A 15,739-nucleotide genomic window follows, 5' to 3' on the forward strand; every position below is an offset into this window, starting at 1 on the left:
TTTTGATGTTAGTCACATTTCACACGGATGCTTATGAAGACATCACTTATTTTGCGGATGTAGCTAGACAGTTACTTTCTTTAATGGGACATAGCGGCACAATTCCAGGAGCAATCAAGTCTGAAAATCTTCCTGAAGCATTGACGCATTTACAGTCTGGTCTCGGCAAAGAAGAAAAAATAGTAGAGGATGATGAAGAAAACGATGGAAAAATTAGTTTGAAAAAACGTGCCGTTCCTTTGATTAGTTTATTACAAGCAGCCATTAAAAAGGATAAAGATGTGCTTTGGGATTAATTAATTAAATATTTGGTAGCCCGAATGATCTACATAGAGAATGGATACGGGGCTACACTTGTTATTTTACCCCACTTAATCCCAAATTTGACTCAAGACCTTTATCTAAATCTTTATCATTGTCGGGTACTAAAGGAGTGTCACCGAGAGCAACTTTCTTGTTACTACCGGATGGTGCCGTTAATGACAGGTCTTTTTCAAGAGACTGGTTAAATCCCTTGACAGCACCAGAGAAACCACTAAATAATGCTCCTTTTATTGTACTTCCTATGGTTGACAGTCCTTTCCCTTGCTGGAATCCTTCTGCCAAGCCCTTCATACAACCTTTTACACCCTCCCAGGCAGACATAGCAAAGGCTTTAGTTAAACTAAATAGTTTAGAAGGTAAAGCAGTCTGAGAGTTATCTAAAATGGCATTAAAATTTTTAGCGGCACTAACTACATCTTTTCCTAAATTCTCTAGTGCCTTAGCTCCCTCTAGACCTCCAAATTTTTGAGGAGAGCTAAAATCATGAATAACTTCTAATGCAGTATGCATTAATGCGGATCCAGCGCTCGTTAAAGATAAAGTACGTAATGAACCTACAATTTCAGAGTGCACTTTTTTATCATTTGGATTACTTTCTAATCGTCTTTCTAATTCAGATAAATATTTTCCTTCTTCCTTTAAAATCTCAATTCGTGCTTTATTGGCTGGATATGCAGGATCCTTCTCATTTTTTATTTTTTCATAAAGCTCTAGGAGTTCATTACCATGATCTTCTCGGAGGTTTGCGATCATTTTTTTTGCTTTTTCCCCATCATTCATAAATGAATCTGCAAATCCCCTTGATGCTCCTAATACAGCACCAGTAGCAGCCCCTTTAAGAACACCACCCATGGTTTTAAAAAAACCTTCATTCTCAACAAAACCTTGCCTCATACCCTTACTTGCTCCAATCGCTGTATCTAAACAAGTAGTTACCACGGATTTCATGCAAGTCCACAATTTATTACCCATAGACCTCGAATCATCGTATGTCATCTCGTTAAAAGTTTTGCCAATACGTCTCGTTTCATTAGCTATTTTAGGTAAGAACGAAGGATTTGTTTTTTTGACCGTGAGGGTTAGATTAACACTATCAACAAGAAAATTAGTTTTATCTAAATTTTCTTTTATAGTTTGCAGATCTTTTATAGTTTGCGGATCTTTAGGATCTTTACTACGTAATTCTTCTAAGCGAGAAATTGTCTCTTTACATAAACTTTCTATTTCTGTTTTTAATTGCATCGGTAAATTAGTATATTTCTCCGCTTTTTTTTGTAATTTTTGTTGAGCACTATTTATCTGCTCTAATAATTTTTCTACATCAGAGGGCATTACTTTTCTCGAACATTAAAAATACTATATGTACATTATAGAATAAGTTTGCTTTTGTTGCCAAAGCAATGGCTGCTTACAACGTCTCTTTTCTTTAAAACTTATTTCTTACATTTTGATCTATAACAACAGAGGCCTCTGCCTGCATTAGCTAAATTTTTCATTTGTTCAATATGCAGAATCCCAGGTTATAAAAAAGTACCCTAGGAAGAGTCAAAAAAAATTATCCCGAATAAGAAAATGAATGGTGGATAAATAGGGGCAACAACGGTACGTAGCATGCTGTTCTCCTTTATTTACCCCAAGTTATACGGTGCTCTCCTTGTGTATCGATTTATTAAGAAGTTATTGAAATAATCTATTTCATTTGGTGAGTATACAATTCACACCCATTCGCTTTATAACTTCTATAATGAGCACGACTTTGTTCTTTGTCTGCCTCACTATTAAGGACTATTTCCATGATACGCTTAAACTTAGTATAAAAAGGGGGAATATTATGTGAAAGGTTCAATAAAATATCATTAAATCCTCTTGGTTCCCGTTCATATCCAATCTGTATTGGAGGGGGAGGCTCGGGGCCTTCACCTTGTAGGTTATGAGGAATGAAGCTGTCCTCTTTGAAAGTCCACAAGAGCTCATCTAGAAATTCAGCGTCTTGTTTATTAGTGCACAAGACGTAAACCTTATGTCCTTTAGCATAGGCTTTTTCCAAGAGGCGACAGGCGAGCAACCAACGAGCATTATTCTGCTCATTGGCTAACAGGTAAAAATCAACGCGAATTGGCGGCATGGCGTATTATTTCAATTAATAAAGGAACGGGTCTGCCAGTAGCATTACGATTTTTACCAGAAATCCAAGCAGTGCCTGCAATATCTATATGTGCCCAACGATATTTTTCGGTAAAACGAGACAGGAAGCATGCGGCAGTAATACTACTGGCTGTTCGATCAAAGCCCGCATTGATCATATCCGCTAGGGGGCTATCAAGCGCATCCTGATAATCTTCATCTAAAGGCATGCGCCATACACGGTCATTGCTTTCTGTCGCTGCTTTTTCAATGAGCTGTGCGAGCTCCTCATCTTGAGTCATAAACCCTGATGCAACCGTTCCTAGGGCAACAATAATCCCGCCAGTTAGAGTAGCAATATCAATGACAAATTCAGGGTTATAGCGTTCAGCATAAGTTAGAGCATCGGCCAATACAAGGCGGCCTTCAGCATCAGTATTGATAATTTCAACAGTTTGTCCAGACATGCTGGTAACAATATCACCCGATTTAACTGAAGTAGCGCTGACCATATTTTCAGCACTGGCAATTAAGCCAATGACATTTATTGGCAGCTTTAACAGGGCACAGGCCTTTATTGTTCCTAAGACGCTGGCGGCTCCAGACATATCATATTTCATTTCATCCATAGCATTAGCGGGTTTAATGGATAAACCACCTGAATCAAAGGTAATGCCTTTACCCACAAGAATAATCGGAGGATTATCTCCTGCTCCTTTGTAGTGAATGTCTATAAGTTTTGGTGGTTGGGCTGAGCCTTGGGCGACTGCTAATAATGTTTCCATACCCAGGTCACGCATTTCTTCTGGACCAAGTACTTTGCAGTTTAGTTCTTGAGGAAATTCGTTTGCTAACTGGATTGCTTGCTCACCAAGATAGGTAGGAGTACAAATATTGGCAGGCATATTCGCTAAATGACGTGTTAGTTCAACTCCGGTGGCAATTGCTTTGCCTAGTTTTATGCTTTGCTCAGTGGCGTTGGGTAAATAAAAACTAATTGTTTCTAATTGATGTGGTTTTGCCTTTTTCTTTTTGAAGTCTAATAATTGATAGCGTTGATTATCAATTAGAATAACCATCTGTTCCAGTTGCTGATCCGGAGAGCATCCAGAAATTTGTGGCACGCATAAAATTGCAGAGTTGATGCGATGTTTGATTAAAGCACCTATTATCTCTGTGATGCGTTTTTTTAGCTGGTTAAGGTTAAATTTCGCTTTCTCACCACATTGTATTATTAATAAACTACCCTGCGAATTATGATGCCAAAGCACATCGCCTGGTTCCGTTGCTTTGTGAATCAGTTTATTTAGCAAGCCATGATGCTCTTTATCTATATTTTGGGCAAAATCAGGAAGATCTGTATCAGAAAACACCCCGAGTACAAGGCATTCACTAGCAGATAACGAGGGTTTATAGGTTAATCCGTAATTCATTTTTATGATCCTAATCGTTAGACAGGTTTTTACAGTCTGTTAATGGTTTTTGAGGCAACACCACTTGCACATTGATGCCCTTAATCGTAGGGCTCTTTAAGGCTTTTTCAAGATATTCAATCAGTGGAGTATCAACTACTTTGCCATATTCTGATGAAGCTTGGCGAAAGTACAATTGTCCTTTATCACGAATTGCAAATCCTAAATGTGAAATATTTAATGCAGTACCAATTTTTTGACTGAGATCCCAATTCGGGCGAACTATTTCAATGATTGCACCATTAGGAATTTGGGCAAATAAATGCATGTTAGGTTTATTTTTTTCGGGAAACAATGCTGTAAATGGCAGATAAGGAACCTTTTCTGTGGTAATTTCCAATTTTGAACCTTTATTTTTCAATTCAACCAAGCGTTCTTCTGCTTTCTCATCATTCGTATTTTCTAATCTAATTGTATCAATGGTCTTATAGCTGTACCACTTGGGTTTATTAATAACAGCCTCAGCCATTTTAGCGACTGGTTGGTGGTTTTGATCTTTAAAAGTCAGTGTAATGTCTTTAAGTATTCCATTTTTCTGATTGTTTTGATTCCAATCTAAACCTGTAAAATGATTGCGTTGTATGTAAGAAACAACCCCATTTTTATAACGTATATTTTTGACACATTGCTGAAACGAGGTAAGTGAGTTTGCTAATGCTAAAGATAAAACAGTATTGACATAGGTATCACAATCAAAGGCATCAACTCGATATTGTGGAAATTGATCGTACAATGCTTTAGTGCCTTCTCCTAATGAACCCAATACGTAATGTACTCCTAAAAATTGACCGCTGATCCAATCGATTCTTTCCGCCATGGAATTGTTCGGCATGCTGTTGAGTCTATGGTATAGTTCTTCTATTGAGTAATTAGCTTGTTTTTCAGTGGCAGTTGAGTCAAAAGTATAGCCAACAACAGAAGAGCTTAGGCAGGTTATAAAAACTAAATGCTTTAAGGAAGTGAATGTGTACTTCATGAGTTTTTTCTATTTAAAGCTAAATAAGAGAGACATATTAACCTGTCTCAGAGGAGGGAGGCAAGAATGCTGAATATAATTTGGCTAAGCATGATAGTAATTTCCGTAATCGTTGGCGTTATTGAGGGACGAATCGATGAAGTAGCACGGGCTGTCACTGATTCCGCTAAATTAGGTTTTGAAATAGCACTTGGTTTAGCAGGGATCATGTCCTTATGGTTAGGGATTATGTCCATTGCTACTGAATCGGGTTTAGTTAACTTATTGGGTAAGTTACTCCGGCCAATTTTAAAATGGCTCTTTCCTGATATTCCACCCGATCATCCTGCTATGGGTGCCATGACGATGAATATTGCTGCCAATATGTTAGGACTTGCTAATGCAGCAACGCCATTCGGATTGCAAGCGATGAAGGAGTTGCAAACACTTAATGAGCATGTAAAAATTGCGACCAATTCAATGTGTACTTTTTTAGCAATTAATACGTCAAGCGTACAACTCATCCCCGCAACGGCTATTGCTTATTTAGCGGCGAATGGAAGTACTAATCCCAGTAGTATTATTGTGAGCTCTTTGATCGCCACCATAATTTCTACTGTTGTTGCTGTTGTTTCGGTAAGACAGTTGGCTAAATTGCCAATGTTTCGTATTAAAAGGACAAAAAATTTATGATGGAATTTGCGAATCAACTATCGAATTGGATGCTTTTAATTTTTATTGTAGGTATTCCTTTTTATGCTGCGATAGTTAAGAAAATTAATGTATTTGATGCATTTATTGTTGGTGCGAAGCAAGGTTTTGATACCGTTTTAAATATTGTTCCTTATCTTATTGCGATGATAGTTGCTATTGGGATGTTGCGAGCATCCGGTTTCTTTAGTTTAATGGCGAGGTTACTCGCACCACTTCTGGCAATGATTGGGATGCCACCTGAAGTATTGCCTCTAGCTTTAATCCGACCCTTTTCGGGAAGTGCTTCAACTGGATTGATGGCAGAGTTAATTCATCAATATGGCGGAGATTCATTAATTGCCAAAATTGCCGCAACGATGATGGGAAGTACAGAGACAACTTTTTACGTCATTGCAGTCTATTTTGGTTCTATAGGTATTCGTCGTACACGACATGCGATTCCGGCAGGGTTGTTAGCCGATTTAGCAGGTATTATAGCCTCTGTAATAATCTGTCGTTATTTATTTGGATGAGCATCAAACTTCAGATTGAAAAGCTATTTATTTTTTCTAGGTTTATAGTTCATTTGATGCACGATCTGCAGTTTGATTTTCTATTAATCGACCTTTATCACTAATATCCCTGCATTGAATCACATAAAGCTGTTGATCGGCAATAATCCACTCTATATCCTGCGCTTTGCCAAATTGAGTTTCTAATTGGCGCCCTAAGTGATATAAGTCTTGGTATTGCTTTTTATTAAGTATATTTTTTTCACCTTGCTCATAGAACGTTTGACCTTGCGCATTAATGCGCAAGGATGCTAGAGCACCATTACCTTCTGTAACTCCTTCAATTCCATTGCTTGCGACTTCAACACACATTAAGTCTGGAGTTTCACTTTTAGTAAATAACACACCACCCGCTTGTCCTTTAATGTAGGGTTGTAGAATAAGATGTAAGGTTAATTCATTTTCTCCACTGTATTCTTTGAGCAGTGTTTGGCGTTGTATCATGTTTTTCCATGAGGCACAGATGGCAGAAATAAATTCGTCCATATTGTTGATATTCGCTTGAGAATAAAATATTCCTGCATAACTGTAGCAACTTGAGTCCTCTACATTAGTTGAAGAACGTACAATAATAGGAGTATGTGCTGCTACCAGCTCAAATAATTGGTTTAATTCTTCATAATATTCTTGCCATAATGAATGTTCGCTTGCGGATGAAACTAACTCATAAATTTTTTTAATCGTATTATGTTTTAAAATCACACTTTCAGGGATATTAAATCGATGATGGCTCAATAATGCTAAACGCTGAGCCTTATTGCCTATTGCTGCATTATCTTTCAATTCTTCAAGAAAGTCCCAATCAATAAATTTATTTTTCAAAACACGTACTTGATTTCCTGAGTGAATGATTAATTTGCTTTTATCGTTAAGCGTTGCTATTGGAAATTGAGCAATCATGACTATGTTTTTTTCTCGAGCGATAATTGAACTGTGACTTAGATATCCCCCTTTTTTTAAAATAATACCTTTTAAGTGCTGACAAGAAATAATTTGTTCGGGTAATAGGTTATCTGCTATTAAAATACTACTCTTTCCTAGTGCTTCAAGGTTGAGTCCTTCTTTAAATACTACGGCAGTACCAGCACATATGTGTTGGTTTCCTGAAACTCTAATTGCCGAAGGCTGGATACTGACGATTTGTTCTGTTGTATTTAAAGGCAGTTGTTCGATGTCATGTAGCGAAAATGTATTGGGAAATTGATACTGATTTTGCAGCTTCCATGTTGTATAACCCTCTTCCAATAATTCAATAAGTGCACTTCGTTTTTTAGGTAATGTACGAAACTCATCCATTGTTAAATAGGATAGACTGATGGGCAATTCTAATTGTTGGGTTAGTTTCTCCAAGAGTAGGTTTATCAATTGCCATTCTTTTAATTGAAATTGTCGTAAATGAGTGCGTACGTATTCTGTGTTTAAAAAAGCATCACGGAGATTTGAGTTTGATTTTTGATTTAAATTGATTGTTGTAAAGTTCGATTGATCTGAAAGCTCATAGTAGGAGGCGATTGCTAAGGATTGAGAGGCCTCAAAAGAGGAATGCAGTAACTCGGACATATGAGAAGTGGTGTTGGTTGCAGCAATTTGCAGTTGGCGAAATGCATCTTGATGTAAAAGACTACTGTAGAATTGCCACATGGTACTTTGTTTGTATAAACCTGTAAGTGTTTGTTTGAGAATTCGTTGTAGTTTCCGTACCGATAAAGGCTGATGTAAATATTCAGTAAGTTTCATTATTCTTATCTGAATCTTAGGTGCTATTAGCATATGGTAATCTTGAAGAATGCTTTCAGTAGCGAGACGAAATTGCAGACGTACTACTTTGTTTCGAATCCATGCAAGCAATTTATTGCTGGAAAAAATCGCTTGTTCAAATGCATTATCAATGTAAATTTGATTGCAAAAGGCAATAAATTGCTCTTGAGTTATTTCTTTCTTTTTAATGAGTAAACCTAGTTTATGCAAGGCTTTAAGGCATCCACCCTCATTACTCCAACGGTGTTTGAGAATGCTAAGAAGTAGTGGCGTTGGATTGGCAAAAGTTTCTTGTAATGGTAATGATGTAAAGCGTTGTTCCTGAATGTGTCCAGGAATCATTTGATAATGTGTTAATAAAATATGGCGATTAATGACTCTGCTGTCATGATGATTATGGTGTAATTTAATCAAAATAATATCTTGTTCTTGATCAAGAGTAAGTTCAATATCTTGTTGAAATAAAACTAATAAATTTCGAATCATACCTGCCAGTCTTGTTCGTTTTTGTTCATTTAAATCATACCTCTCTTGAAAGGATGTACTCTGACTGGACTCGTTATTGTTTATGATCAAACCAGTAAATAAGCCCAAACTGATTGATTGGTTCTCAATGGTAAGATTAATTGTGCCTAAAGAGTGGTTACTGTAGGTATTGATTTGGATAAAAGGGCGTCCTTGCGGATCACAATCATAATGACATTGCTTCAGCAAGCTTAATGCGTGGTTATCTGAGTTTTTAAATTGATTAATAAGCACATACAGTGATAAATCAACAACAATAGGAACCAGTAGAAAAATACTAATGAGTAACATGCTTGATAAAGGAAGCGGAATCAAGTAAAGCACGTAGAGGCATGTACTAGGAATGAGAATCGTTTTCCATGATATTTGTCGCACAGTGAGCCTATTTTTAGTAGGTGCAAAAACAGCACTTAATTGGTATCGTAAAAAATCCAGCCGTTTTTTCTTAGGATACATAAGGAGTATTCCCAAAGCTAAGACAAAAAGCATATAGATTGGAATAAGATAAGCTGCATTCATAGGTAGATTGGGATCTACTTTATAGAGATATACATCAAATGGAATAGTCAGTTGCAAACTGAATGCGATGGTAGGCACGGTCATAATAAGACTTATTAATACAGTACCCCATTGATACCATACTGAAGGCTCAGCAAATAGGCTTCGCAGCAATTCTTTACGACGGATGAAGAACATAGTGACAAATAAAATGCCTAACACCATTAAAAAACTTGCGATTGGAAACGGTTTCACCTGATTATTAGACGTAAAATAAGAATTAACAGTCTTGAATTTATTATTTAATTGCTCCGCAAGCTCATCATGAGATTGCGGATAGTTTATGATGGGAATGTCTTTCTTTGAAATAATTTGTTGATATTCGGGTAGAGCGTCCTCTTTAAATTGAAGCAGGATGAAAGAAGCTTTTTTTAATAAATACTGTGCGTACTCCCAAGGAATATTAATAACAACAGGAGCTGGACTCTGTTCTCCAAGATCCATGAACTGATATAGGCCATCAGGAAAATAAAAAAGTCTCTTTTCATTATGTACTTGCTTTAATAAATTTTGGTCAGCATCTAACCAGCTTAGAGTTGCTGATTTGAAACCATTGTCACAATAAAGAATTATTTTTTTGTCAGTATTCTTTTTTAAATAATCATTAAGACCTGTACCTGCAGGAAAATTAAGGGCTCCTGCTATATGAATTTTGTCGTATTCGCTACTATCACGTAAATCAATAAAGACAAATTGGGAGTTTGTTTCTTTCCAATGCTTTATCGTTTGAGCAGTTACAGGAGTATTTTGGATCCCTATTGCTGGAATTTTTGAAAAACTAAGAGCGATCACGGATAGGATAAGAATAAAAACAATCCAGGGCAGATAAAGACGCCATGCCATGTATAACTTCGTTTTTATCCAAATATATTTGAAGAAAATACTTATAAGGCCAATGACTATTAGCCCAGAATAAACAAGGCTGCCTCCCAGAAAAGCTAAAGTTTCGGGCGGAGGGATAGCATAAACAGGATTTGCATAAGAAAATAAAAGGCACAAGACAATAGACTTCGTTCCAAACGCTACTGTAGTGGAGAATTGCTTCGTCGATACGGTGCTCGAATCCTCATGTACTGGCGTGTACCCTCCGGTTCTGTGCTCCGTCTCTCCTCGCACTTCCCTCACTACAGCGAGTTTGGAACGAAGTCCAATAAAAGGTTTCATTAAAGCCCATCTTAATGGTGAATGCTGTGATATGGAGCGTATTGATGAGGAATAAGGGAGCAAGAACTTCATTTTATTAATTCTATATACAGATTCATAGGCTTTAGAATTAGTATAATCCCAAAAATAGAAATATGCGAAGTTCCGTTCTTTAGTACTAAATTAGGGGCTGTTGGCTTTGTTGAGTAGCCTAAAAATTTCCAAATTCCTCCTTAGAATCTGGAAAGTAATCGGCGGGGTTGTACTTTGTGTATAAGCTATTGGTGAAAGACTTATTTTTCCCATAAAAACTCGCCATTGTTGTATGCAACTTCGCTCCTTCGGATTCCCCGCATTTCTCAAACGCTTGAGCAATGCTCATCTGGTTATCCATTTTTTTTTGCCAATATGAACTTAATTTACTTGTAGTGCTGACATCCGACTTCCACAGCGGTGGTGTATCCATATCTTCCGCTATTGCATCATAGGCTTCTTGGTGTAACGGAACTGCTTTTTCATCAAGATAAACATTGACCGGGATAATCGTATTTTTATGAAATTCCGAGCTTTCCGTACATTTCTCATGTAATTTTTTCCGTAATGGGCAATTAAACGTTTTAGAAGATAAGTCGTCCCGAGGAAAAATGTAGTTTTTGATGATAGAAAGCGGAAGAGTTATTAACAGGAGTGGATCTCCTTTTGAGCTTGGACTCTCCTTCTCAGCATTAGATTGTTCCATTGCATCGACAATCTCCTGAATTTCATCATCAGTCATTCCCTCAAATTCAGATTCAAATTCATCTTGATCTTCATCTTTAGACCTACTCATTGCAGTCACCCAATCAGAGTAATATTTATAAATTATACAAATATATGAAATATAATTCAAGTTGAGCAAATATTAAAACATCATGATTCAAATTTCCATTAGGATTGACTTAAATCGGCGGTTATATAAGGCAAGAAAGCCCCAAAATTTTTTTGCTCTGGAAAAATATTAGGGCTTCGTTATCAGACAAGTGTTATGGAGTTACTATAACAAATTCAACGTGTTGCGTATCGAATAGTATTCCAGAAAACGTATTAAGATCCGCACCAATCAAAAATATACGTTAGTTGTTGAATTTTTAATAACCATGCCGTACTATTTTTTCATATGTTCCCTGCAGCTACCGAAGAATTGTTTATTAAGGAGTTTTAATGTTTAGCCGTTTTTGGAGTCGTAGTTCGAAACCTACTTATGAACGTTTCACCACTCAAAGAGTATTGCTTGATAAATATGGTAATGGCTCTAATGAAGGTCTTTGTAAACCCCTTGCAAATAAGTATGTTGAAATGTCACTGAAAGGAATGGAGGGTGAGTGGTTAAAAAAAACTGATTTCGAAATTTATAAGGATGCTGTCGAAACTGAAAATTATCAATATGAACTCGATCAGAAAGGCCAAGATGGACGTCATTCTGCTTTTGAAAACTTAGAGCATGAAGATCTCCTAGTGGAGGAAAACACAATCACTAATCCTGATAATTTTGAAAAATTTATGGGTGACTCTGATTGTGCGATAATTTCTTATCGCCAAAAGGGCGGTGATGCACATCAGGTGGCCTTCAGGAAAAATAAAGGAAGCTGCGCATTTTTTGATGCTAACCATGTAGGTGGCGAAATAAAAGGAAGGTGTCCGCTAGTTAGAAAATTTATGAGCAATTCAATTCGATCCGAGATAGAAAATGACTCTAAAGCCCTGATAGGCCTCTTAAAATCTTCTCCGAAAGTATGAACGTTATACATGTTTTCGTTAAAACTCCTGAGTAGGAGGCTTCAATAACGAGCAGATGCAGGATATCCAAAGTCCTTTGAAGCATACTTATTACGATGCTTATCAAACTCAAAATAGTTATTAATTTTTTCAAATTGACTTTTTTTTGACTTGATCTATAAATTTAGTTATTGGGTTTTTAATTTGGTAACTAAAATGAGAACTGTAAAAACGCTAAAAAATCAAAAGGAATGTGCAATAATTTCTTTAACACCTAAAAAGAAATTACTCCCACAATTAAAGGATATTTCTGAAGATCTTCTTTCCTTACCTGAGGAAAAAATCAATAAACTTCTAAATGATCGTTTACTAAAAAGGCATACGGTTCCAGTTTGCATTCCTTTATTGAAGACTCCACAGGATTTATATCTATTTATTAAAAATAATAGCGAAATATTGTTTGATTTTATGTTAACAACTTGGCCCTTTCCAATAAAACAATGGGGATTTTCCGCTAATGGAATTGGTTTAATTGACGATTATATTGATATTCAATACTTCCCTACAGTGTGTAAATCAATTGCTAAACCGTTTAAAAACACAATGGAATTAGCGGTAACATTGATTACTCCTACACCTACATTCATTGATTACATTGCAGAAAGCATTGCCTCAAAGAAAATTATTAGAAGTGAAGAGGAAATAACACTAATCAAGTTTTTAGTATCCACAGGAATTGCTGTTGTTACAAATAAATTAGAAAAATCAATAAATCAGCAAACAAAAGAATTTATTGCTACATTGAATGATTCAAAAAATTATTTATCGTTTCTACAAGATAAAATACTAGAAACTCTTTTTGGTTTCTATTTTAAGAGTAAAGAAGAGTTTCCTTCCGATCGCAGTGATGAATTTCTTAACGTATGGTTTAATACAAATACCTGTTTAGGCCTATATTTGCTTACGAAGCCGCTCTCCGATGAACTACGGGTTGCGTGAATTAGCTGAAGCATAGTATACAAGATCATAAATCTGTTCTAATATTAATCTAAACGTGCTTTATTGGAATAGTATTCTTTTGATCAAAGACACTAAATTTTGGCAAAGTGATTCTTGAATATATAGTTTTTTTATTGGTTTTTATATGTCTAAGCGAACTTTTTGCAATCTAAAGTTGAGATTGAATGTGGCTAAAATTCCTGGATATGAAAGGGACGCGAATATTTTTGCTATTTATTCATTATTATCAAAAGAAGACTTTTTCAAGGGGGCTGAAGGAAATGTTCCTCAGATAATCACGGTGATAAAAAATATTTTAGAAGATATTGATTTAGATAGCGAAAGAGAAATTTCCGAATCAATACTTATGATTAAAAAAGAAATAGAGAACTATCACGATCATTCTTCTAATTCAAATGTAAATGATTTATTAAGCGCATTCAGTTGCCCAACTAATTTAACTTATAAGACCATACGTAGTACAGTATGTGTTAAAAACGAAACCATGAAAAATATTTTGTCTTCTTATGATTAAACTCAGTGGGAATGAATCTATAAAAGAAGCCTCTAATTGAAGGCATTTTACGGTTCGTGCCACGAGTTCAACACTTCCTACAAATTAACCCACTTTAGTCTTCTTTTTTGTTTGAGTATTTTTTTTGTTTTTACTCGCATAATTTGGATTTTCAAGCAATTTGAATTGAGCGAATATTTTTTGAGTTTTTGCTTTAAATGCAGCCATTTCTCGGGTAGGAACTGGAGATGATGTGGGTAAGTAGGTTGTAGTTGGGTTTCTTGGTTGATTATGGACATGTAGTTCATAATGACAATGTGGCCCAGTAGCAAGACCTGTTTGACCTACATAGCCAATGACTTGGCCTCGTCTTATTTTACTGCCTTTGGAGAGGCCTTTTTCAAAGCGAAGCATGTGCCCATAAAGCGTGCTGTATGTTTTATCATGTTTGATTTCAATCATATTACCATAGCCATTATGTCTGCCAATGTTGGTGATAACTCCATCACCCACTGATTGAATGGGAGTCCCAATTGGTGCTGCTAAATCAACACCTTTATGAGCTCTTCTATAGTGTAATATGGGATGCTGTCTTGAGGCAGAAAAGGTTGAACTAATATGGCTAAACTTAATGGGATAGCGTGAAAAAGCTTTTTTAAAGCTTTCTCCCTTAGGCGTATAATAATCACGGTTACCATTTCTGCTAATATGACGTACAGCTTGAGCTGTCTTACCTTGATTGGTATAGCTAACAGCAACAATATCACCAACGCCTACCATTTTGTCTTCTACATAAAGACTGTCATAAGCAATTGAAAAGCGATCTCCACTACGAATTGAGCGTGAAAAATCGATTTCTTTACGTAAAATAGTAGTCATTTGTTGAATCAATTTTCTTGGTATGCCTAAGCGTTGGGCTGTAGTATATAGAGAACCTCTAACTACACCTGTAATGTAACGCTCTTTAGTAGTTACCTTTTTAGAATCAATTTTAGTTTTATAAACTGCCCCATCCCTATAAATGGTTAATGTTTGTATATTATTCATCGGGATGATTAACTTTTCTAACTTATGTTTGTTAATTAAAAACTTTAACTCTTGTCTAGGGTTTATGGCTGTGAGTGCTTTAGCATGAGGATTTTTCTGTATGACCAGCTGTAAATTTTGTGCGGTAAGGCCCAGACGCTTAAATATAGTAGCCATAGAATCACCTGAGCGAGGTTTAATCGTTTGCCATTCATTATCTTTAATAATTTTTTTAGCCGGTTTAATTGCGTTAACGACGTTTTCCACAACGGCTTTAGCTTTGTCTTCGATGATTTCAAGTTTACTTTCTTTACTTACAGGTGTTTCCTCTGCAGAAATGGATTTTTCTTCGTCTAGATCATCATCTTCACTTTGATCTTGATAATCATCGTATTGTTCATCTTCTAGGTTGGGTAACGAAATAGATTGGGTAGTGGGCTCAATATATGAGTCATAATGCGAGTCATGTGAAAATTTTTTTACAAGAAAATAAGGCAGCGAAAAGGCAATAATCAAGGCAAAACCCATCAATACCTTAGAAGGCTTAGATTTTTTATTATTATTTGTTCTTCGTTTTTCGATGTATAAATAAGGTTTTTTATCCATTGTTTGCCTATACATTGTCATCCGAAAGCATGCTATTGTCTCTACTGAGACAATTTCGAGTGACAAATTATCTTAAATCACCTTTTAGGTATGGCAGGAAATTGCCAACCGGGCTAAGATACTCGGTGTGAGAAGATAGGTCAATCATTTAAAAGGTTTTGATGCGATGATAGTTGAAGATTCAGTATGTTCCGAACTGGTAAGAGGGTGTGAAGAAGTCCTTCCACAGCATGAATTAGAGAAAAAATTACAAAAAGGAACAACCTTAAAAATTAAAGCAGGTTTTGATCCAACAGCACCTGATTTGCATTTGGGGCATACTGTACTACTTAATAAGTTAAGACAATTCCAACAATTTGGCCACGAAGTTATTTTTTTAATTGGTGATTTTACCGCCATGATTGGTGATCCAACTGGAAAAAATGTGACTCGCTTACCGCTTAGCCAAGAAACAGTATTGGAAAATGCTAAAACCTACCAAGAGCAAGTATTTAAAATTTTAGATCCCCTTAAAACAAGAGTGGCATTTAATTCACAATGGCTTGCTCAATTTAGTGCAGTGGACTTAATTCGTTTGGCTGCAACACATACGGTAGCACGCATGTTGGAACGTGATGACTTTAATAAGCGTTATACATCAGGCCAACCAATAGCCATCCATGAGTTTTTATATCCGCTGCTTCAGGGTTATGATTCTGTTGCACTCAAAGCAGAT

General features: G+C 36.2%; 14 protein-coding genes (1 of these 14 running past the window's edge). 7 read left to right on the forward strand and 7 right to left on the reverse strand.

Features of this window, described 5'->3' with window-relative positions; all coding sequences use genetic code 11:
- Positions 1-5 precede the first annotated feature (5 nt).
- On the forward strand, positions 6-296 hold the full coding sequence (locus Lgra_RS14335; RefSeq protein ID WP_058499948.1) for a DUF1840 domain-containing protein: 291 nt from the start codon (positions 6-8) through the stop codon (positions 294-296).
- A gap of 61 nt (positions 297-357) precedes the next feature.
- Here Lgra_RS14335 and Lgra_RS14340 read toward each other — a convergent pair whose 3' ends face one another.
- The 4 genes from Lgra_RS14340 to Lgra_RS14355 form a co-directional block, all read right to left on the reverse strand.
- Positions 358-1,656, reverse strand: coding sequence for a hypothetical protein (locus Lgra_RS14340; RefSeq protein ID WP_058499949.1), 1,299 nt, complete (start codon positions 1,654-1,656; stop codon positions 358-360).
- 358 nt (positions 1,657-2,014) lie between these two features.
- Positions 2,015-2,449, reverse strand: coding sequence for a DNA polymerase III subunit chi (locus Lgra_RS14345; protein ID WP_058499950.1), 435 nt, complete (start codon positions 2,447-2,449; stop codon positions 2,015-2,017).
- A complete protein-coding gene (locus tag Lgra_RS14350; RefSeq protein ID WP_058499951.1) occupies positions 2,430-3,881 on the reverse strand; it encodes a leucyl aminopeptidase in 1,452 nt (483 codons plus the stop codon). Before Lgra_RS14350 ends, Lgra_RS14345 begins: the two co-directional genes overlap by 20 nt.
- A gap of 10 nt (positions 3,882-3,891) precedes the next feature.
- Positions 3,892-4,896 (reverse strand): N-acetylmuramoyl-L-alanine amidase-like domain-containing protein, encoded by a 1,005-nt coding sequence (locus Lgra_RS14355; protein WP_058499952.1) that lies wholly within the window; start codon positions 4,894-4,896, stop codon positions 3,892-3,894.
- Between the two features lie 66 nt (positions 4,897-4,962).
- On the opposite strand from Lgra_RS14355, the gene Lgra_RS14360 reads away from it, so the two are divergent.
- Entirely contained in the window at positions 4,963-5,568 is a 606-nt protein-coding gene (locus Lgra_RS14360; protein ID WP_058499953.1) for a nucleoside recognition domain-containing protein, read from the forward strand.
- The gene (locus Lgra_RS14365) at positions 5,565-6,101 is read left to right on the forward strand and encodes a spore maturation protein (RefSeq protein WP_058499954.1); all 537 of its coding nucleotides are present in this window, start codon (positions 5,565-5,567) and stop codon (positions 6,099-6,101) included. Before Lgra_RS14360 ends, Lgra_RS14365 begins: the two co-directional genes overlap by 4 nt.
- Positions 6,102-6,143: 42 nt before the next feature.
- Here the strand turns inward: Lgra_RS14365 and Lgra_RS14370 are convergent, their stop codons facing one another.
- The gene (locus tag Lgra_RS14370; RefSeq protein WP_083502914.1) at positions 6,144-10,145 is read right to left on the reverse strand and encodes a PEP/pyruvate-binding domain-containing protein; all 4,002 of its coding nucleotides are present in this window, start codon (positions 10,143-10,145) and stop codon (positions 6,144-6,146) included.
- Between the two features lie 190 nt (positions 10,146-10,335).
- Entirely contained in the window at positions 10,336-10,953 is a 618-nt protein-coding gene (locus Lgra_RS14375; protein ID WP_058499956.1) for a hypothetical protein, read from the reverse strand.
- Between the two features lie 371 nt (positions 10,954-11,324).
- Here Lgra_RS14375 and Lgra_RS14380 point away from each other — a divergent pair, with 371 nt between their 5' ends.
- The 3 genes from Lgra_RS14380 (at position 11,325) to Lgra_RS14390 (ending at position 13,413) form a co-directional block, all read left to right on the forward strand.
- Positions 11,325-11,900: a hypothetical protein gene (locus Lgra_RS14380; RefSeq protein ID WP_058499957.1), complete on the forward strand. Its 576-nt coding sequence runs from the start codon at positions 11,325-11,327 to the stop codon at positions 11,898-11,900.
- Between the two features lie 195 nt (positions 11,901-12,095).
- Complete coding sequence (locus tag Lgra_RS14385) at positions 12,096-12,878, forward strand: hypothetical protein (RefSeq protein WP_058499958.1); 783 nt, start codon at positions 12,096-12,098, stop codon at positions 12,876-12,878.
- Positions 12,879-13,023: 145 nt separating this feature from the next.
- Positions 13,024-13,413 carry a hypothetical protein gene (locus Lgra_RS14390; protein ID WP_065231760.1) on the forward strand — a complete coding sequence of 130 codons (390 nt, stop codon included), beginning with the start codon at positions 13,024-13,026 and terminating at the stop codon, positions 13,411-13,413.
- A gap of 84 nt (positions 13,414-13,497) precedes the next feature.
- On the opposite strand, the gene Lgra_RS14395 is transcribed toward Lgra_RS14390, so the two are convergent.
- Positions 13,498-15,024 carry a M23 family metallopeptidase gene (locus tag Lgra_RS14395; RefSeq protein ID WP_058499960.1) on the reverse strand — a complete coding sequence of 509 codons (1,527 nt, stop codon included), beginning with the start codon at positions 15,022-15,024 and terminating at the stop codon, positions 13,498-13,500.
- Positions 15,025-15,190: 166 nt separating this feature from the next.
- On the opposite strand from Lgra_RS14395, the gene tyrS reads away from it, so the two are divergent.
- Positions 15,191-15,739, forward strand: partial view of a tyrosine--tRNA ligase gene (tyrS, locus tag Lgra_RS14400; protein ID WP_058499961.1) — the beginning only. The gene runs 648 nt beyond the window's last position; 549 of the gene's 1,197 nt are visible here — the first part of the coding sequence; its start codon is at positions 15,191-15,193; its stop codon lies beyond the right edge, outside the window.

Origin of the sequence: Legionella gratiana (assembly GCF_001467695.1) — a bacterium.
GTDB lineage: Bacteria > Pseudomonadota > Gammaproteobacteria > Legionellales > Legionellaceae > Legionella > Legionella gratiana.